This window comes from Paraburkholderia sp. BL23I1N1, from assembly GCF_003610295.1.
Taxonomy (GTDB): domain Bacteria; phylum Pseudomonadota; class Gammaproteobacteria; order Burkholderiales; family Burkholderiaceae; genus Paraburkholderia.
Window position 1 is genome coordinate 2009525 of sequence record NZ_RAPV01000001.1, and the last position, 19005, is coordinate 2028529.

The 19005-nt window shown below is 62.7% G+C and carries 17 protein-coding genes and 1 other RNA gene; 7 read left to right on the top strand and 11 right to left on the bottom strand.

Annotated elements, in window-relative coordinates:
- Nucleotides 1-33: 33 nt before the first annotated feature.
- Together B0G76_RS09600 and B0G76_RS09605 are read right to left on the bottom strand one after the other, a co-directional pair.
- Nucleotides 34-462: a YidB family protein gene (locus B0G76_RS09600; protein WP_120291623.1), complete on the bottom strand. Its 429-nt coding sequence runs from the start codon at nt 460-462 to the stop codon at nt 34-36.
- A gap of 188 nt (nt 463-650) precedes the next feature.
- Entirely contained in the window at nt 651-1259 is a 609-nt protein-coding gene (locus tag B0G76_RS09605) for a helix-hairpin-helix domain-containing protein (RefSeq protein WP_120291625.1), read from the bottom strand.
- A 310-nt stretch (nt 1260-1569) separates the two neighbouring features.
- Between B0G76_RS09605 and B0G76_RS09610 the strand changes: the two genes are divergently transcribed.
- Complete coding sequence (locus B0G76_RS09610) at nt 1570-2079, top strand: MerR family transcriptional regulator (protein ID WP_120291627.1); 510 nt, start codon at nt 1570-1572, stop codon at nt 2077-2079.
- The gene (locus B0G76_RS09615) at nt 2031-2441 is read left to right on the top strand and encodes a carboxymuconolactone decarboxylase family protein (protein ID WP_120291629.1); all 411 of its coding nucleotides are present in this window, start codon (nt 2031-2033) and stop codon (nt 2439-2441) included. The genes B0G76_RS09610 and B0G76_RS09615 overlap by 49 nt, the downstream gene beginning before the upstream one ends.
- A 286-nt stretch (nt 2442-2727) precedes the next feature.
- Here the strand turns inward: B0G76_RS09615 and B0G76_RS09620 are convergent, their stop codons facing one another.
- The 8 genes from B0G76_RS09620 to trxA form a co-directional block, all read right to left on the bottom strand.
- The gene (locus B0G76_RS09620) at nt 2728-4107 is read right to left on the bottom strand and encodes an MATE family efflux transporter (protein WP_120291631.1); all 1380 of its coding nucleotides are present in this window, start codon (nt 4105-4107) and stop codon (nt 2728-2730) included.
- 2 nt (nt 4108-4109) lie between these two features.
- On the bottom strand, nt 4110-5867 hold the full coding sequence (locus B0G76_RS09625) for a glycosyltransferase family 39 protein (protein WP_120296276.1): 1758 nt from the start codon (nt 5865-5867) through the stop codon (nt 4110-4112).
- A 277-nt stretch (nt 5868-6144) separates the two neighbouring features.
- Nucleotides 6145-6411: a type B 50S ribosomal protein L31 gene (locus tag B0G76_RS09630; protein ID WP_120291633.1), complete on the bottom strand. Its 267-nt coding sequence runs from the start codon at nt 6409-6411 to the stop codon at nt 6145-6147.
- A gap of 243 nt (nt 6412-6654) precedes the next feature.
- Complete coding sequence (locus B0G76_RS09635) at nt 6655-7488, bottom strand: zinc-dependent peptidase (RefSeq protein ID WP_120291635.1); 834 nt, start codon at nt 7486-7488, stop codon at nt 6655-6657.
- A 15-nt stretch (nt 7489-7503) separates the two neighbouring features.
- A complete protein-coding gene (locus tag B0G76_RS09640; protein ID WP_120291637.1) occupies nt 7504-9060 on the bottom strand; it encodes an MFS transporter in 1557 nt (518 codons plus the stop codon).
- Nucleotides 9057-9605, bottom strand: coding sequence for a MerR family transcriptional regulator (locus B0G76_RS09645; RefSeq protein ID WP_120291639.1), 549 nt, complete (start codon nt 9603-9605; stop codon nt 9057-9059). The genes B0G76_RS09640 and B0G76_RS09645 overlap by 4 nt, the downstream gene beginning before the upstream one ends.
- A 207-nt stretch (nt 9606-9812) precedes the next feature.
- Entirely contained in the window at nt 9813-11081 is a 1269-nt protein-coding gene (rho, locus tag B0G76_RS09650) for a transcription termination factor Rho (protein WP_006048863.1), read from the bottom strand.
- A gap of 236 nt (nt 11082-11317) precedes the next feature.
- Nucleotides 11318-11644 carry a thioredoxin TrxA gene (gene trxA, locus B0G76_RS09655; protein ID WP_054039468.1) on the bottom strand — a complete coding sequence of 109 codons (327 nt, stop codon included), beginning with the start codon at nt 11642-11644 and terminating at the stop codon, nt 11318-11320.
- Nucleotides 11645-12101: 457 nt separating this feature from the next.
- On the opposite strand from trxA, the gene ffs reads away from it, so the two are divergent.
- The 5 genes from ffs (at nt 12102) to B0G76_RS09680 (ending at nt 17779) form a co-directional block, all read left to right on the top strand.
- Nucleotides 12102-12200: signal recognition particle sRNA small type (gene ffs / locus B0G76_RS09660), an RNA gene on the top strand.
- A 228-nt stretch (nt 12201-12428) separates the two neighbouring features.
- Nucleotides 12429-15191 (top strand): DNA polymerase III subunit gamma/tau, encoded by a 2763-nt coding sequence (dnaX, locus tag B0G76_RS09665; protein ID WP_120291641.1) that lies wholly within the window; start codon nt 12429-12431, stop codon nt 15189-15191.
- Nucleotides 15192-15254: 63 nt separating this feature from the next.
- Entirely contained in the window at nt 15255-15581 is a 327-nt protein-coding gene (locus B0G76_RS09670; RefSeq protein ID WP_007182071.1) for a YbaB/EbfC family nucleoid-associated protein, read from the top strand.
- A gap of 259 nt (nt 15582-15840) precedes the next feature.
- The gene (recR, locus tag B0G76_RS09675) at nt 15841-16437 is read left to right on the top strand and encodes a recombination mediator RecR (RefSeq protein WP_120291643.1); all 597 of its coding nucleotides are present in this window, start codon (nt 15841-15843) and stop codon (nt 16435-16437) included.
- A 115-nt stretch (nt 16438-16552) separates the two neighbouring features.
- Complete coding sequence (locus B0G76_RS09680) at nt 16553-17779, top strand: CaiB/BaiF CoA-transferase family protein (RefSeq protein WP_120291645.1); 1227 nt, start codon at nt 16553-16555, stop codon at nt 17777-17779.
- 117 nt (nt 17780-17896) lie between these two features.
- Here B0G76_RS09680 and B0G76_RS09685 read toward each other — a convergent pair whose 3' ends face one another.
- Nucleotides 17897-18871, bottom strand: a complete 975-nt coding sequence (locus tag B0G76_RS09685; RefSeq protein ID WP_120291647.1) for an NADPH:quinone oxidoreductase family protein — start codon at nt 18869-18871, stop codon at nt 17897-17899.
- Nucleotides 18872-19005 lie beyond the last annotated feature (134 nt).

Genomic DNA, 19005 nt, shown 5'->3' on the forward strand with positions numbered 1-19005 from the left:
TGCTTGTTACAACGCGGTGACGCGTGAAGCCGCTTACGCGTTGCCCTTGCCGAACAGCGCCGACAGGCCGCCGAGCGCGCCCAGCACGGTCGTCGAATTCAGTTTGCCGTCGGCGGGGACTTCGCCTTCAGGTGTCGCGGCGTTGACGACGTGCGGCAGAATCTGCGACAGCAAGCCGGTGACCTGGTCCGGCTGCACGCCGGCCTTGGCGGCGAGGTTGGTGACGGCGTCCGAGCCCAGTACGCTGTGCAGCGCATCCGGCGTGATCGCCTGGTTCTCGCCATTGCCGACCCACGACGACACGACGTCGCCGAGGCCCTTTTGCTTGAAGTTGTCGATCAGGCCGTTCAGGCCGCCAGGCTGGCTGTTGACGAACTCCAGTGCAGCGGAAACGAGGGCTTGCTGGCCACCGCCTTCAGGCGATTTGCCAATCAGGGAACCGATAGTGTCAAGTAGGCTCATGACAGTCTCTCTTGAATGCCGACCCGTATTTTGACGAGCCAGCGGGTGAAAACGCCGCGCGGTTGCGCGGCGCCGATGGGAGGACGGCGGACGGGAGCGGGACGGCGCCTATGCGCTCATCGCGCGCGTATCGCACGTTCATCGCACGTGACGGGCGCCGCAGCCATGCTCCCGGCGCTCTACCCAGTTTACGCGCCGGCAGAGGCTGCCGCAGCCGAGGCAGCCTTGCTCTTCTTCGCCTTCTTCTTCGAAGCCTTGGTGCCGGACGCATCGGCCGGCGCGCTGGCAGCGGGCGTCGTGGCCGTTGCCGTTGCAGCCGGCGCGGAAGCCGCCGCCGCGTCGGACGCCGCTGCCTTGCTCTTCTTCTTCGACTTCGAAGCCTTGGTGCCCGATGCCTCAGCAGGCGCAGCCGGTGCCATGGTTGTCGTCGTGGCCGGGGTAGTCGCTGCGGGAGCGGCCGCCGGCGCCGCCTTGGTGCTCGCGGTGCTGCCGGACTTCGAAGTGGCCTTGGCGCCTGTAGGCGGCGTGGACGAGCCGTTGATCGTCAGACCGGCTGCCTCGAGATTGGTCACCGATTTGGTGCCGATACCTTTGACGCGGGTGGCGAGATCGTCGGCATCCTTGAACGGGCCGTTCTTGGTGCGCTCGTCGATGATCGCTTTCGCGTGCACCGGGCCGATACCCTTGACCGATTCGAGCGCCGCCTGATCGGCGGAATTCACTTCGACGGCCGCCGCAAATCCGGCCGACAGCGACAAAGCCAAAGCAACGCAAAGCATCAAAAGCTTCTTCAGCATGGGAAGCACTCCATTGAGGGCAAAAAAGTTAGCCGCAAAGGGAAAACTCGGGACGACGCAGCCTGTCAGCAGGCGCTGCGCTTAAGCATAGAACAAATTGCGCGCCCTTATTTGCGAACGCCGACGATTTATACCGATCGATTCATGACAAGTAAATCGGGATGAACAATATTTGAAGATTTTGCCTGGTGATTAAGCGGTTATGAGTTTATCGATCAATGCGGTTCACTGTAAAAACGACCGTATGGATAAATGACAGCGTCTTCCACTTGACTTAGAGTGCACCCGAAGTCCTAACCTGAGTTCCGTCATGTCGAAAATGTCAAAAGCACTCGCCATCGGCGAGGTCGCCGGAGCGATCGGCGTCTCCACCCACACGCTGCGCTACTACGAACAGGCTGGCCTGATCCGGGCGGTCGGGCGTACGCAGGCGGGGCATCGCCTGTATTCGCCGGCCGATCTCGACTGGCTGCAGTTCGTGATGCGTCTGAAGGCGACCGGCATGCCGATCGCCGGAATGCAGGCGTTCGCGGCGCTGCGGGCAGAAGGTGACCCTACGATAGGTGAACGCCGCGACATGCTGGTGGCGCATCGGGATGCGGTTTTGGCGCGGATCGCCGAGTTGCAGAGCAACCTCGGCGCGATCACCGACAAGATCGCTTATTACGAGGCTGCCGGGCGGCAATCCGACGGGCGGCAACCCGGCGCGAGTATTCAGACACGACAGATCGACGAACCCCAATCGCTTTCGCATTCGGAGAAGGACTCACCATGGAACACGCACAAAACGATCGCTACACCCGAGGCTGGAACAAACTGAAGGAAATCGACGGCTCGACCGGCGAGCAGGTGATCGCCGCGCTTGCGCCGATCGCGCCGGATTTCGGGCGCCTGCTGATCGAATTCGGCTTCGGCGATATTTACAGCCGGCCGCAACTCGATCTGCGCGCGAGAGAGATCGCGACGATTGCATCGCTGGCGACACTCGGTTGCGCGCAACCGCAGTTGAAGGTGCATATCGAGGCGGCCTTGAACGTCGGCTGTACGCGCGAGGAGATCGTCGAAGTGTTCATGCAGATGGCGCTCTACGCGGGTTTCCCGGCGGCGCTGAACGCGCTGTTCGCGGCGCGGGAGATTTTCGAGCGGCATGATCAGGCGTTGGAAGAGGCGCAAGGAGCCTGAGACAAAAGAGAGGGGCAGGCGGCTGCCGGATGCAGCCGCTTTTTTATGAAGTCCAAGATGCAACTAACGGTCGGGTTTTGCCTGCCACTTCGACAACGCGCTACCGGTGCGGCCAGGTAACCCAGCTAGCAAAAACGGGCCATGCTTCTACAGTCGCACACGCCGGGTCCTGCAATCCGATCGAACAACCTCGGCAACCTCGGCACCCTCTGCCTCTGCAACCCGGCAACCCGGCAACCCGGCAACCCGGCAACCCCAGCGTGCCGATTGACCACAACATCCCCCCTCAAACCGCCGAATCCACCCTGACCGCCGCCTCGGCGCGCAAATACCGCTTGCTCACGCCGCGCCAATACAGCAGCAAGCCAATACCGGCAATCGCCAGACTGACCGTATTGGCGACCCAGAAGCCGCGCGCGCCGGTCAGCCACTCCGGCGTAGTGCCGGTTACATTGAAGCCGAGCAGATATCCGCCGCCGAGCCCCACGCCCCACAGCGCGACCGCATAGATAACGGTCGGCACAACGGCCACCTTGTACGCGCGCAGGACGAATGCGGTGGTGATCTGCAACGCATCGAACAGGTGATAGCACACGACGATCAACACCAATGGCATCGCCGCCGCCGCAACCTGCGCATTCGGCGTATACCCTTCGATCACATAAGGCCGCAGCACCAGCACGATCACGCCGTAACAGCAGGCGATCGCCACGGCCATCATGATGCCGTGCCGCGACAGCGTGCGCGCCGCTTCCGGGCGATGCGCGCCGAGCGCCTGCGCGACCAGCGTCGACGAAGCGATCCCGATGGCCAGCGGCGTCATATAGAGCACCGCGCCGATGTTGCCGGCGATCTGGTGTCCGGCGAGCGTCGTCGTACCGAAGCGGGCAATGAAGAGCGCCATGAACGTGTACGAGGTGACTTCGATCAGGTACGACAGACCCATCGGAATGCCGAGGCGCAACTGCGCCGCCTGCCGGCGCCAGACCGGCCAGCAGAAGTGCGCAAAGATCGCGAACGGCTTGAACACGTAAACGCGTGTCAGCAGCACCATCCCAACCACGGCCAATCCCCAGTTGATCGCGGTGCTGGCCAGCGCGCACCCCGGGCCGCCGAGCGCCGGCACGCCGAGTCCGCCAAAGATGAACCATGTGTTGAGCGGAACCTTGAGCAGCAGCGCGCCAATCTGCAGGATCATCACGAGCCGCGGCTTGCCGACCGCATTGGTGATCGAGCTGTAGACGCGAAAGGCGAGGCCGGCCGGCAAGCCGAACGCCAGAATCTGCAGATAGGTAACCGTGCGCTCATGCAGCGCTTCGGGCACGCGAGCCACTTGCAGTACCGGCCCTGGGAAATAGAGAATCAGAAAGCCGATCACGGTCAACGCGAGCGCGAGCCACAAGGCCTGGCGCACCTCTTCGCCGATCTCGATGTACCGGCGTGCGCCGTGGAGTTGCGCGGTGATCGGTTGCAGCGCGGTGAGAATGCCGGTCAGGCCGATGTAGACGGAAATATAGATCGACGAGCCGAGGCCGAGCGCGGCGAGATCGACTGCCGAATAGCGGCCGACCATCGCCGTGTCGATCACGCCGAACGCGATGATCGCCAGTTGGCCGATCAGCACCGGCCAGGCGAGTGCGGCGATTTTCCGTACGTCGGCGAACATGATCAGTCTGGCTTCTTATGCCAGTTGCGGCGCTTGACGACCGGCGGCTTCGGACGGTCGATCCGCACATACAGACGGAAGCGTTCGTCGCGGTCGGCCACGCGGCGGCCTTCCCACACCAGCTTCCACATGAAGTCCGACATCGCGCTCGGGTCGCCGAAGTCCTGGGTGTCCTGACGCAGGATCACGTCGCAATCGTCGTTGAACGAGAAATGCATGTCGCCGAAATAGGCGAAAGTCGCGATCTGCGCATTACCGAGGCGCACCGGCGAGATGCAGGTGTAGTCCTCCGGCAGATGGCTTGCGATCTGTTCCGCGACGTCCTTATAAGTCCGGCTGTAGTTGACGACCGGCAGCCACAGCGTCATCAGCAGCACCCACATCAGGGTCGTGCCGGCGCTCGAGAGCACCACGCTGCGCCACAGGACTTTGGGATGACGGGCCAGACGCCATTGCACCAGAACGAACCAGCAGATCGTCACGGCGACCGCGCATACGAACGACAAAATTTTGAATTGCGGCGCAAAACCCGGAGCGAGACGCGCGAGGTTTCGCGCGAGCGGATGCGGGAAGCCGGTCAGCCCGGCTATGTACACCAGCCAGACGAAGCTGCCGAGGATCGTGAAGCTCAACAGTGCGAACCAGTCGATTGCATTGATCGCGCCGCGTTTGAGCGTGGGCAGCGCGAAGGTGGCCAATACTGCAAGCGCCGGCAGCAACAGCATGTAAAGCCGGTTCGACTGATGGCTCTGCAGCACGACCAGAACAAGCAGCGGCCCGATCACCGATAGTGGAATCGCCACGTGCGGCGCGCGCCGCAGGCCCGACCAGCTGAACCATGCCCAGAGCGCCAGCGGCCAGGCCGGCCATGTGAAGAGCGGCAGATTCTTGAGCGCGTAGGCGGTCACCGAGCCGGGCGGCCCGGCGAACGACGACAGGCTGACGTGCACCCATTGGTTCAGATACCAGACGGCGTCATCGGGATAGGCGGCGAGCGCGGCAATCGGCCACGCGACTGAAAGCACGAGTGCCACCGGCAAACCGGCCAGCAGCAGCCAGCGCGAACGCGCTTCGCGGACGATCAGCGCCATCGCCAGGGTGCCGAGCAACAGCGCGCCGACCAGCACCGGGCTACTGGAGAGCGCAACGAGGCCGAGCGCCAGACCCCAGATCAGCGCGCCCTGGATCGGCTTGTCGATCATCCGCACAAGCCCATAAACGAGCATGGCGATGCCGAAGAACTGCGCCACCTGCGGCGTGGTTTCGTGGCCGCGTTCGGCAAGGCCGAAGCAGGCGAGCAGGATCAGCAACGCGCCGTCGGCGAGAGTGCGGCCGTAGTCGCGCGGCTCCGGCTCCCCGCCGAATGCATATTTGAACGGCTGCACTTCGGCGCGCCGGCCGAGCAGGTAGGCCGCATACCAGACGAACGCGCAGGCCGCGCAAAACAGCAGGCCCGTGAACACGCGGGAGGCGTTGCTCGCGTCGACCCATGGCGCGAGCGCGCGGATCGCGCTGGCGCCGAGCCAGTAACCGAGCGGACCGTCTTCCGTCATGTACTTGCCGACCAGATTCGGCAGCAGCCAGTCGTGCGCGCTGCCGTTGGCCATCGTCCACATGACGCCGAAGCCGGCTGCGTCCTCGTTCTTCCACGGATCCCGGCCGAACAGGCCGAAGAACGCGTAGACGATACAGATGGTCAGCAGCAGCCAGCGCGGCAACGCACTGGTCGCGGAGGCAGTGAGGCGAACGACAGGTCTCATGCGGTGTGTGGATATCGGATAAGCGGTGCAGCCGGGACCGGACGGCATGCCCGGCGGGAATGGCCAATTTGGAGCATCCGGCATTGTAGTCGTGCCGTGCGATGCGCGTCACGACCGGTAACGGCTCGCAACGTGAATGGGATGCCGGTAACACGGCGCGGAAACGGGTAATACTTCGCACCCGTGCGTCCGGAATAGGGCGACAAAAAAGGGCAGCTTGCGCTGCCCTTTTTTGCTGCTGCTTCGTTGCGGGCCAAGGCCGGCGACGAAGCGCGTTTTACTTCGCTGCTGCCTTGCCGGTAGCGCGCGTGCCGAACTTCTTGTTGAACTTCTCGACGCGGCCTGCCGTGTCCATGATCTTTTGTTGGCCGGTGTAGAACGGATGCGATTCCGACGACACTTCGATCTTGGCGAGCGGGTAGGTCTTGCCGTTGAATTCAGCGGTTTCACGCGTCAGGATGGTCGAGCGCGTGACAAATTTGAAGTCGATCGACATGTCGACGAACAGGACTTCGCGGTAATCCGGGTGAATGCCTTCTTTCATGGTCTTTCCTTTAATCTGGCGGTAGCCAACCCGCGTGCAGCCGCTTTTGAAGCGGACAGCATCTAGGCGCGAGCCACTTGCCTATGGTCGAAAAACGGCGATTATGCCAGAAAATCAGTCGCTTGACGACCTTTCTACAGCCTTTTTGGCAGTGTTTTGTGTTCCGTTCTCAACCGTTTTGCCGATTCATTTCCCTTGCGCGTGCGGTACGGCGCCCTCGCTGTGCCCCTTATGCGGCGGGCATCAGCCCGGGGCGAACGCCAATCCGACCCGCGCGGGATCCTGTCGGTAATACCGCGCCAGCAGGCGATATAGCTCGGGATACTGCGCCTCGAAGGCCTGCGGCTGAACGAACAATGCTTCGCTGCAAACGGCAAAAAATTCCGATGGATGGTCTGCCGCGTACGGATCGATCAGCGAATCGCGCTCGAAACGTGCCCAGCGCCTCTCCGGCACCGCGTCCACTTTCGTGCAGAAGTGGTCGTAGGCATGGTCGAACACGTCGGCCCATGCCTGTGAATCGAGCGGTGCATGCCAGCGGCGCATGAGCGGGGGATGGCCGTCCGCCTCGCCGGTCAGCATGTCGATCTTGTGCGCGAATTCGTGAATCACGACGTTATAGGCGTCCGTGCCGCCGGTCATCTGCGCGTCTTCCCACGACAGCACCACCGGACCGCCTTCCCATGCTTCGCCGCTCGCGTCCTGCTCGACCTCGTGCACCACGCCGTCTTCGTCCTCGACCGTCTTGCGGATCACGAACTCGCCCGGATAGACGATCACACCGACCCAGCCGCGATACAGGTCGAGGCTCAGGTTCAGCACGGGCAAACAGGCTTGCGCGGCGATCGCCACGGTCATGGCGTCGGTCAACTCGAGGTCGTGCGCGGTCGAAAATTCCTTTTGCGCGATGAACAGGCTGGCGAGCTCGTGCAGACGCTCGCGATCCGGCGCCTCGAGGTGGGCGAGGAACGGCAAGCCGTCGAGCGTGGTCTGCCAGAGGGTGTCCTCGATCGCGTAGTCGCGCAGTGCGCGGTCGCGGCGGCGCGTGCCGAGCCATTGTGTGAGTTTCGAGAGCATGGCCTGATGAAACCCTTAGTCGATCTGTTTTTGCCATGCGGCGAAAATGCCGCCGCAAATTGCGATGCCGAGCAGAAAGTAAAAGCCGTCCAGCGAGCTCAGGAAGCTGGCCTGCTGCGCAACGGTCCGGCTGATTTGCACAATCGCAAGCGAATGCGCCTCGGACGGCGAGCGGCCGGCGGCGCTGAAACCGCTGGTCAGCGCCGCGAGCGAACTCTGGAACAACGGATTGTACGGATTCACGAACTCCGCGAGGCGGGCTTGATGCAGCGCCTGCCGATGCTGTTCGACGATGATCACCGAGGCCGTCGCGAACGAGATCGTCAATTGCCGCACGATGTTTTTCAGCCGGTAACCGTGCGTGAATTCGTCAATGGCGAAGATTCTAAACGTCAAATTGGCGACCGGCAGCACGATGAACAGCAATAGCAAGCCGCGCAGCAGCATGGGTACGATCAACGCGGCCTGGTCCACGCCGGGCGACATGCGCGTCATCCACGCGGCGGCGAACGCGGCCACCGCGAAGCCCGGCACGATGATCCACTTTTTGCGCGGCAGGAGCTTCGCGTAGCGCAGGTAGACGAACAGCGCGCTCGCCGACATCAATGATGTCACGCCGACCAGCCGCCCGGCATTCTCGACCGGATAGTCGAGACCGCTCTCGAGAAAGCGTGAAGTCAGATAGCTGAAAACGGTCGAGATGTAGTAGTAGAACATGTACAGCACCAGCCCGACCTGAAACATCTTTTCGCGCAGCGCATGCAGGCGTACCAGCGGTGCCGGATGGTGCCATTGCTGGTACGCGAACCAGCCGAGCGCGACGATGCCCGCGACCGTCAGCAGAATCAGCCCCGGCGAGGCGCTGAACAGCTGGAACCGTACTTGTTGCATGACGATTTGCAGCGCGCCTTGCGCGAACGCGAAGATCAGATAAGGCCAGAAGTGCGCCGCGCCGCGTTCTTCCGGCAAGCGGTTGCCGGTGTCGGGCAGCGCGAGCAGGGCGAGGATGGCAAACAGCACGCCCACCGGCGCGGTGCAGGCAAATAGCGCACGCCAGTCGAAATGCGCGACCAGTTGGCCGCCGATCAGCGGCGCGAGCGCACTGCTCAGCACGATCAGCAGCAGAAAAGCACGGGTTGCCGCCGGCCGCTGCTGTGGCGTGAAACTCATCTGAATCAGGATGCGGCAGGTGCCCATCATCGGGCCGATAAAGTAACCCTGAAAGCCGCGCGCGAACGCGAGTTCGATCGACGACTCGCACAACGTGGCGGCGATCGCGCCAACCGAATAGAGCAGCATGCAGCCGGCCACGTAGCGCCGGTAACCGAAACGTTCGACCCACCATTGCTGCTGCAGGATGCCGAGCACGGCCGCTACTGCATAGGCGCTCGACGCCCACACCAGTTCATCCGGCGACGCGTTGATGCCGCCTGCGATGTAGCTGGTGAAAAACGAAAAGATCGCGTTGTCGAAGTAGTCGAGGCCGGTGACCACGGCCAGCACCCACGGGAAAAAATCGCCGCGCAGTTTCTCGACGCTGAACAGCGGTGCGCGAGAGGACGTGGCGTTCATGCGGATTCGTCCGGATCGGCGGCGTCGGCTGCCGCGTCATCTTGCGTCTTCCTGCGTTTCGAGGACGGATCGGCCGCCTTGATGCGCGCGTTGCGTCGTTGCTCGAGCAGGGTGTCGGCGTTTTCTCCCGCAAGGCGGCGTTCGAGATAGTCGAGATCGGGTGTCAACTCGGTCCGCAGCTTCTGTGCTTCCTTGAGTTCGCGACGCATCGCTTCGATGCGTGTATCGAGGGCGTTGACCTGTTGCGTGAGGGCGTCGCGAATCTGTTGCAGCGATTCGTGCGAGTAGCGGTGGCCGCCGTCGACTGCTTCGAGCGGGCGCTTGAGCATTTCGGTGATGCCGTGCAACGAGAAACCGAGTGAGCGCAAACGCAGAATGCGGCCGAAGCGTTTGAGGTCTTCTTCGTCGTACAGCCGGTAGCGGCCCTCGCTGCGGTTGGGTGAGACGAGGCCGCGCTCCTCGTAGTATTTCAGCGTACGCGGTGTGACACCGAGGCGCTCGGCGGCGTCTCGCACGGTCAGCAGGGTGGGCGATTCCTTCGGCATAGGGGATGGCAGGCTGAACGGATTGAACGCATTATACTGAAACGTGTACGTTCACGTACAGGTTGTAACGGTCACCGGTATCTGAATGGGGTGGCGGTTGTTTGTCGTTGCAGATGCTGCGGACGAAAAAAAGCCGCTCGTTTGCAGCGAGCGGCTTTCTTATGCGGTGCGGTTTGTTGCTCCTGGAGCAGCCACGCGGCCCAAGCCTTAGCTGCCGCCGCCACGACGCATCATGTCGAAGAACTCGGAGTTGCTCTTCGTCTGGCGAATCTTGTCGAGCAGGAATTCCATCGATTCGACTTCGTCCATGTCGTGAATGAACTTGCGCAGCACCCAGATCTTTTGCAGGACTTCGGGCTTGATCAGCAGTTCTTCACGGCGCGTGCCGGACTTGTTCAGGTTGATCGACGGATAGACGCGCTTTTCAGCAAGGCGACGCTCCAGGTGCACTTCCATGTTGCCGGTGCCCTTGAATTCTTCGTAGATCACGTCGTCCATGCGGCTGCCGGTTTCGATCAGCGCCGTGCCGATGATGGTGAGCGATCCGCCTTCCTCGATATTGCGTGCCGCGCCGAAGAAGCGCTTCGGACGTTGCAGCGCGTTGGCGTCCACACCACCCGTCAGCACCTTGCCCGAGGCCGGCACGACGGTGTTGTACGCACGCGCGAGACGCGTGATCGAGTCGAGCAGAATCACCACGTCGTTCTTCATTTCGACGAGGCGCTTGGCTTTTTCGATCACCATTTCGGCGACCTGGACGTGGCGCGCAGCCGGTTCGTCGAACGTGGAGGCGATCACTTCGCCGGCCACCGAACGCTGCATTTCGGTCACTTCTTCCGGGCGTTCGTCGATCAGCAGCACGAACAGCACGACATCAGGGTGGTTTTGCTTAATGGCGTGCGCAATGTGCTGCAGCATCACGGTCTTGCCGGACTTCGGCGATGCAACCAGCAGGCCGCGCTGGCCCTTGCCGATCGGCGCGATCATGTCGATGATGCGCCCCGTGACGTTTTCTTCGCCACGCATTTCACGTTCGAGCAGCAGCACCTTGTTCGGGTGCAGCGGCGTCAGGTTTTCGAACATGATCTTGTGCTTCGAGGCTTCCGGCGGCTGGCCGTTGACCTTGTCCACCTTCACCAGCGCGAAATAGCGTTCGCCGTCTTTCGGCGTACGCACTTCGCCTTCGATCGTGTCGCCCGTGTGCAGGTTGAAGCGGCGGATTTGCGACGGGCTGATGTAAATATCATCCGTGCTGGCGAGATACGAGGTTTCCGGCGAACGCAGGAAGCCGAAGCCGTCCGGCAGCACTTCGAGCGTGCCATCGCCGAAGATCGTGTCGCCCGTTTTGGCTCGTTTTTTTAGAATGGCAAACATCAGTTCCTGCTTGCGCAGGCGGTTTGCACTTTCGATCTCGAGGCCATTGGCCATCTCGATCAATTCGGACACGTGCAGAGTCTTAAGCTCGGATAAATGCATACGGAGAACCCGCAGGAGAAGGTGCGACGAAATGAAATCTGGGAGGAGAGTGAGCGGAACCGCTCAAGGACTTACACGTCTTTTCGACGTTTTGCGGATTCTAGCATAGCACACGCCAATTTCCGCCAGTGCGGCGGCATGGCATCTTTCTTATCAAGCGTGTTGTCGCCGGACAACACGCCTAAGACAGCGCGCCTGAAGATCTCAAAGGACCTGGAGCGCACCGATGCGTTGCTTTACAGATTGCCGTCGAGGAACGCGGTGAGCTGCGACTTCGACAGGGCGCCGACTTTCTGCGCGGCGACCGCGCCATTCTTGAACAGGATCAGCGTGGGGATGCCGCGCACGCCGAACTTGACCGGCGTCGATTGATGTTCGTCGACGTTGATCTTGGCGATTTGCAGGCGATCGGCGTAATCCTTGGCGACTTCGTCGAGGATCGGCGCGATCATCTTGCACGGACCGCACCATTCAGCCCAGAAATCGAGCAGCACGGGTTTATCGGATTTCACGACGTCCTGTTCGAACGATGCGTCGCTAATATGCTTGATTGATTCGCTCATTGTATGAATACCTCTATCGGTTCGAGGCCCGCCTGAATTGCTCGCCACGATACGTCAAAATCTAGGGAAACTTCCGTTCGCTTTGCCGCAATCGGAGCCTTGCCGGCGCACGCCTGAAAAGGTCGAAAAATCCTTTCCGGAATGTGCGGAAAGCTCGCGTTTGCGGGTCATCCGTACGGCAGTTTAGCTTAATTCGCTATGCGTTGCCGGTGGTGATAGTACTCATCAAGGGCAGTAGGGCCAATGGCTGCCGGTGAAGTGCCACTACGCCTGCACCACGTTTTAACAACCGCGACGCAGCTTATCTGGTGGCTGGCAGCGCAAACTCAAGCACCCCAAACCCGTATCGCCGGGTGCCGCATCCTATATGGTGCGAAACGCCTGAATCGGCGCGTCGATGTCGGTTTGACCGTATTAACAGTCGCGCGACGCGCCAAGCGATGATAGAATGTTTCGTGACGGGCCTCCTCGCATGGAGGGATGGTCAACCTGGTCAGGTCGGGAACGAAGCAGCCACAGCCGTTTTCCACCAGTGCCGAGGGTCAGGCTCGTCACCTTCCTCTTTTCTGTTTTTCATTCACGTCTCATCAGTCGCATCCCCCCATCTGGTCTTGTCTTGCGCGTTGTCACGCAGACGCTGCATTGGCGTCGCAGTGGTATTTTCCGCGCGCTTCATCTATTTTTTTCTATCGGTCCGTTAGCCTGTTTCAATGAAGCGGCAACACGCGTTCGCGCGCCGTCTCGATTCGGTTTTGCGCGCCATCGTTACTGATACAATTTCCAGATGACCTATCAAGTTCTCGCACGCAAATGGCGGCCGAAGGATTTCGCTTCGCTCGTCGGACAGGAGCACGTGGTGCGCGCGCTCACGCACGCGCTCGACCGTGGCCGTCTGCATCATGCCTATCTGTTTACCGGCACGCGCGGCGTCGGTAAAACCACGCTGTCGCGCATCTTCGCCAAGGCGCTGAATTGCGAAACCGGCGTGACCTCCACGCCGTGCGGCGTGTGCCGCGCGTGCCGCGAGATCGACGAAGGCCGCTTTGTCGATTATGTCGAGATGGACGCGGCGAGTAATCGTGGGGTCGACGAAATGGCGGCGCTGCTGGAGCGCGCGGTTTACGCGCCGGTCGACGCGCGCTTCAAGGTCTACATGATCGACGAAGTGCACATGCTGACCAACCACGCATTCAACGCAATGTTGAAGACGCTGGAAGAGCCGCCTTCGCACGTCAAATTCATTCTCGCCACCACCGATCCGCAGAAGATTCCGGTTACGGTGCTGTCGCGTTGTTTGCAGTTCAATCTGAAGCAGATGCCGGCCGGGCACATCGTGTCGCATCTCGAGCATATTCTCGGCGAAGAGAAAGTGCCGTTCGACGCCCAGGCATTGCGCCTGCTCGCGCGCGCGGCCGACGGCTCGATGCGCGACGCACTCTCGCTGACCGACCAGGCGATTGCGTATTCGGCCAATCAGGTGAATGAAGAGGCCGTGCGCGGCATGCTCGGCGCGCTCGATCAAAGCTATCTGATTCGCCTGCTCGACGCGCTTGCCGATGGCGACGGCGCCGGCGTGCTGGCTGTCGCGGACGAGATGGCATTGCGCAGCCTGTCGTTTTCGACGGCCTTGCAGGATCTGGCGAGCTTGTTGCACCGGATCGCGTGGGCGCAGTTCGCGCCGTCGTCGGTGTTGGACGAGTGGCCGGAAGCGGGTGATCTGCGCCGCTTTGCCGAAGCGTTGAGCGCCGAGCAGGTGCAGTTGTTCTATCAGATTGCGACCATCGGCCGAAGCGAACTGGGTCTCGCGCCCGACGAATACGCCGGTTTTACGATGACGCTGTTGCGCATGCTGGCGTTCGAGCCGGCGCCCACCGGCGGCGGTGGCGGCGCGGCTTCGGCGCGTGCGGCGGGGCCAGCGGGAGCGGGTGGCGCGAGGCGCGCGGGCTCGCCGGCGGTCGCTGCGCAACAGGCGGCAGCGCCGTCGCGTGCGGTTGAAGCCGTCACCGATGCGCCGGCGCGCTCGGCAAATCCAGTGGCGCAAGCCAAGCCCACGATGCCGGATTCACAGCACCTGGCATCTGCTGGGGCTGCTGAAAATCCTGACACGCCGAAACCAACTATTGGTGAAGCGAGTGAAGCGGCAATCGCTTCCGGGCCCGCAGCTGCATTCGCACCAGCTCCCGGCGACGCGAGCGCGACGCCAGCGCCGGCAGTGGCCAACGTCAATGCCGCACCGGCTTTAGCGCCGTGGGAGGAAGAGCCGTCCGTTGAACCGACTCTGAGCAATCCGGTGCCTGCACCGACGGACGCGAGCGCACCTCGAGCAGCCCCGATGCCCGAAGCGACCCCTCCGGCTCCGGCTCCGGCTCCGGCTCCGGCGATCGAAGCAACCGAAGCAACCGAAGCAACCGAAGCAACCGAAGCAACGAAAGTTGTGGCTGCGCCGGCCTTGGCACCGTGGGACGATGCGCCCGCCGAACCAGCCCCGAACGAATCGCCCGCTGCAGCTGCTCCCCGGGAATTGGCGCCTGCGTCTTCGTTCGCCGCCGCCGCTTCCCAGGAATCAGCGCCCACGTCTTCGCTCGCCGCGTCGACCACAGTCGCATTTGCACGGGCAGAAGATCCCGCGTCCGCGACGCCCTCACAAGAATCGCCACGCGCAGCCGACATTCCGCCGCGCCGTGCAGGCGGCGCGAGCGACGCACTCAATGTATTGCGCAGCGCCGGCTTGAAAGTGTCGTCGGACCGTGGCCGCGCCACGTCGGCAGCCGCCGCCAAGCCCGTTGCAGCCCCGGCTACGCCGAAGCCCGCACCACGCGTTGTCGTCAACGTGCCGACGCCGGGCGCGCCGCGCCGTGCGCCGCAACAAGACGCCGCACCGGCTGAGCGTGCGCCGTCGCCGCAGGCCCAGGCGCAGAACGGCTCGTCAACCGCGCCGTGGGACGACATGCCGCCCGATGAATACATGCCGCTCACCGCAGCGGACGAGGGCTATTACGGCCTGCCGGACGACAACTACATGCCGGTGTTCGACAGCGGGCCCGACGACGTCCGCGTCAACGCCGCGCCTGCGCCGACACCCGCGCCGGCGGTCGACAAGCGGCCGTTGCCGCCCGCTGTGCCGCTCGATCCGCTGGGTTTTCAGGGTGACTGGCCCGCGCTCTCTGTCGATCTGCCGCTCAAGGGCATTTCGTATCAACTCGCGTTCAATAGCGAACTGATGGCGCTTGAAGGCCGCACGCTCAAACTGAACGTGCCCGTGCCCCAGTACGCGGAAGCCTCGCAGGTCGCCAAACTGAAAGCCGCGCTCGCCGACAAGCTCGGCCAGAGCGTCGACGTACTGGTCGAAGTCGGCCCGGCACGCCGCACGGCAGCCGCGCACGACGCCGCCATGCGTGCCCAGCGCCAGCAGGAAGCGGAGCGCGAAATCGGCGCCGATCCATTCGTGCAGTCGCTGATCCGCGAGTTCGGCGCGAGCATCGTGCCCGGCTCGATTCGCCCCATTGCACAGGACGCCGGCCCGAACGGCGCACCGTCCATCCACTGATTCGCCGCGCCCCCGTGGCGCACCCGATTTCCGGATTTCACGCTATCAAGAAGGAGCATGTCCATGATGAAAGGCCAACTCGCCGGGCTGATGAAGCAGGCCCAGCAGATGCAGGAAAACATGAAGAAGATGCAGGAGCAGCTTGCATTGATCGAAGTCGAAGGACAGTCGGGCGCCGGTCTCGTCAAGGTGACGATGACCTGCAAGAACGACGTGCGCCGCGTTTCGATCGATCCGAGCCTGCTTGCCGACGACAAGGACATGCTGGAAGACCTGGTCGCCGCTGCGTTCAACGACGCTGTGCGCAAGGCCGAAGCTACCGCTCAGGAAAAGATGGGCGGTATGACCTCGGGTCTGCCGCTGCCGCCGGGCTTCAAGCTGCCGTTCTGAGCGGCGTCGCTGCAAGAACAGACTTGCGCCGCTGCTCTGAGCGCGGCGTGAGTTGAATACGCGAGTCGCGCTTGTTCAGATGCTCGCTCCGGCTCGCGCAAGTTGGCATCGATGCAGTGCAGTTCGTTCGGTGAGCGCCGGGCCGATTCATTATCAAGCTGACTCAAGCTGACAGAAGTAACCGAAGCAGAAGCAACCGCAACGCCACCCGCGTACCGGACCCTACCAGGCAACACCCACTTCGACACCGCCGATCCGCATGAAACAACCTTCCGCCTTGTCGGCGCTCGTCGAAGCGCTGCGCGTGCTGCCCGGGGTCGGGCCTAAATCGGCGCAACGCATGGCGTACCACCTGATGCAGCACGACCGCGACGGCGCCGAAAAACTCGGGCGCTCGTTGCTGTTCGCGACTGAACATCTGCAGCACTGCGAGAAGTGCAATACCTTTACCGAAGCGCAGATCTGCGAGGTCTGCCTCGATGAGGAGCGCGATCCGGCGTTGTTATGTGTCGTCGAGACGCCCGCCGACCAGATCATGCTCGAACAGACCATGACCTATCGCGGCCTTTATTTCGTGCTGATGGGGCGGCTCAGTCCGCTCGACGGCATCGGCCCGAAGGAGATTCATTTCGACCGGCTGGTCAAGCGCGCGTCGGATGGAATCGTCAAGGAAGTTGTGCTCGCAACCAATTTCACCAATGAAGGCGAGGCCACCGCGCATTACCTCGGGCAGACGCTCAAGGCGCGCGGTCTTGTCGTGACGCGCCTCGCGCGCGGCGTGCCGGTGGGCGGCGAACTCGAGTACGTCGACGCCGGCACGATCGCCCGCGCGATGCTCGACCGGCGCTCGATGTAGCACGGTCACTGACAGCGCCAGATCGTCACGCCTGCCATGCCTGAGCTAACCGCGCGGGACCGAGTTGCAACGCTTCGCGACGCGCCCGGGCAAGAACAGAACACAGAGGAGACACATGAGCGTCAATCCTGACCCTGGCGCCACACCCAAAGGCCCGCTTGCCGGCGTCAGGGTGCTCGAGCTCGGCACGCTGATCGCCGGCCCATTCGCCGCGCGCTTTCTCGGCGAGTTCGGCGCCGACGTCATCAAGATCGAAGATCCCAAAGGCGGCGATCCGCTGCGCAAATGGCGCAAGCTCTATCCGGAAGTCGGTGGCACGTCCTTATGGTGGGCCGTGCAGGCGCGCAACAAGAAATCCGTCACGATCAATCTGAAAGCCGAGGAAGGCAAGGAGATCGTGCGGCGTCTGGCGAAAGAAGCCGATATCGTCGTCGAAAATTTCCGGCCGGGTTTGCTGGAGAAGCTCGGCCTCGGTTATGACGTCCTGTCGGCGGAGAACCCTGGGCTCGTGATGGTGCGTCTGTCCGGCTACGGCCAGACCGGGCCGTATCGCGACCGGCCTGGATTCGGCGCGATTGCCGAATCGATGGGCGGTTTGCGCCACATCACCGGCTATCCGGATTTGCCGCCGCCACGTATTGGTATTTCGATCGGCGATTCGATTGCCGCGCTGCACGGCGTGATCGGCGCATTGATGGCGCTGCATCACAAGCAGGTGAACGGCGGCAAAGGGCAGGTGGTCGACGTCGCGCTGTACGAGGCGGTCTTCAACATGATGGAGAGCGTGGTGCCGGAGTACGGCGTGTACGGCATGGTGCGCGAGCGCACCGGCGCGTCGCTGCCGGGCATCGTGCCGTCGAACACGTATCCTTGCCGCGACGGCAGCATCGTCATTGGCGGCAATAGCGATCCGATCTTCAAGCGCCTGATGGTCGCTATCGAACGCGAGGACCTGGCGAACGATCCAGGCTTGGCGCACAACGACGGCCGCGTGCCGCGTACCCAGGAAATCGACGGCGCGATCGCCGCGTGGCTCGCCACGCGCACCATCGACGAAGCGCTCACCGTGCTGAACGCCGCCGACGTGCCGGTCGGCCGCATTTACAGCGTCGCGGACATGTTCACCGATCCGCAATACATGGCGCGCCAGATGATCCAGCGCTTCAAATGGCAGGACGGTCAGGAAATCACGCTGCCGTCGGTCACGCCGAAGCTCTCGGAAACCCCCGGCGAAACGCGCTGGTTAGGCCCGGAACTGGGTGAACATACCGACGAAGTCCTGCAATCGCTAGGTTACGATTCTGACCAGATTGCAAGGTTGCACGCGCAACAGATTGTGTAAGTGAGCGCAGGGCTCGGCAAGCCAGGGTGCAGCAAAAACGGCGCGTGGTTCTAAAACCGCGCGCCGTTTCGATTTGACGCTCAATGAAGCGAAGGTCGAGCGCGCGACGGCTCACGGCTAAGGCGTAATCACCACCTTCCCGATTACCCGGCGTTCCGCCATATCGCGCAGCGCACGGCCGGTGTCGTCGAGCGAATAACGTTCCGAAACGTAGGGCTTAAGCTTGCCTTCGCCGATCCATCCAGTCATCTGGTCGAACGCAGCGTGATTGTGCTGCGGCTCGCGTTTCGCAAAGTCGCCCCAGAACACGCCGACCAGACTTGCACCCTTGAGCAGCGTCAGGTTGAGCGGCAGCTTCGGAATCTCGCCGTTTGCAAAGCCGACCACCAGATAACGCCCGCGCCAACCGATGCTGCGAAACGCCGGTTCCGCATACACGCCGCCAACCGGGTCGTAGATCACGTCCGGACCCTTGCCGTCGGTCAGCGCCTTGATGCGCTCGCGCAGGTCTTCGGTGCTGTAATTAATCGTGGCGTCCGCGCCGTGCTTCACGCAGGTGGCGAGCTTCTCGTCGGTCGATGCCGCTGCAATCACGCGTGCGCCGAGCGCCTTGCCGATCTCGACCGCGGCGAGCCCGACGCCGCCCGCCGCGCCCAACACGAGCATCGTCTCGCCGGCCTTCAACTGACCGCGATCGACCACCGCATGATGCGAAGTGCCATAGGCAAGCGTGAACGCCGCGGCCAGCTCGAAATCGACGCCGTCCGCCAGCGGCACGCACGCCGTGACCGGTGCCAGTGCCTGCTCGGCAAACCCGCCTGAGCCGGTGAATGCGACCACGCGCGAGCCCGGTTTGAATTGCGTCACGCCGGCGCCGACTGCGCGCACGACGCCCGCGACTTCCGAGCCGGGGGTAAAGGGCAGGGGCGGTTTGAACTGGTATTTGTTCTCGATGATCAACACATCGGGAAAGTTGACGGCCGCGGCTTTGACGTCGATCACGACGTGGCCCGGCGGCGCCTCGAGATCCGGCAGATTTTCGACGACCAGGCTCTCCGGCGGCCCGTACTGATTACAGCGAATCGCGCGCATCGTGTCTCCATATCGATCAGGGTCCCTCAAGGGCACTTCCTCCAGGGCGTCGCAACTATTCTGAGTGTAAAACAATCCGCACGACCGTGCGTTTTTATTACTCGAAGCCGGGTGCCTGCGCGGTCGATACCCGT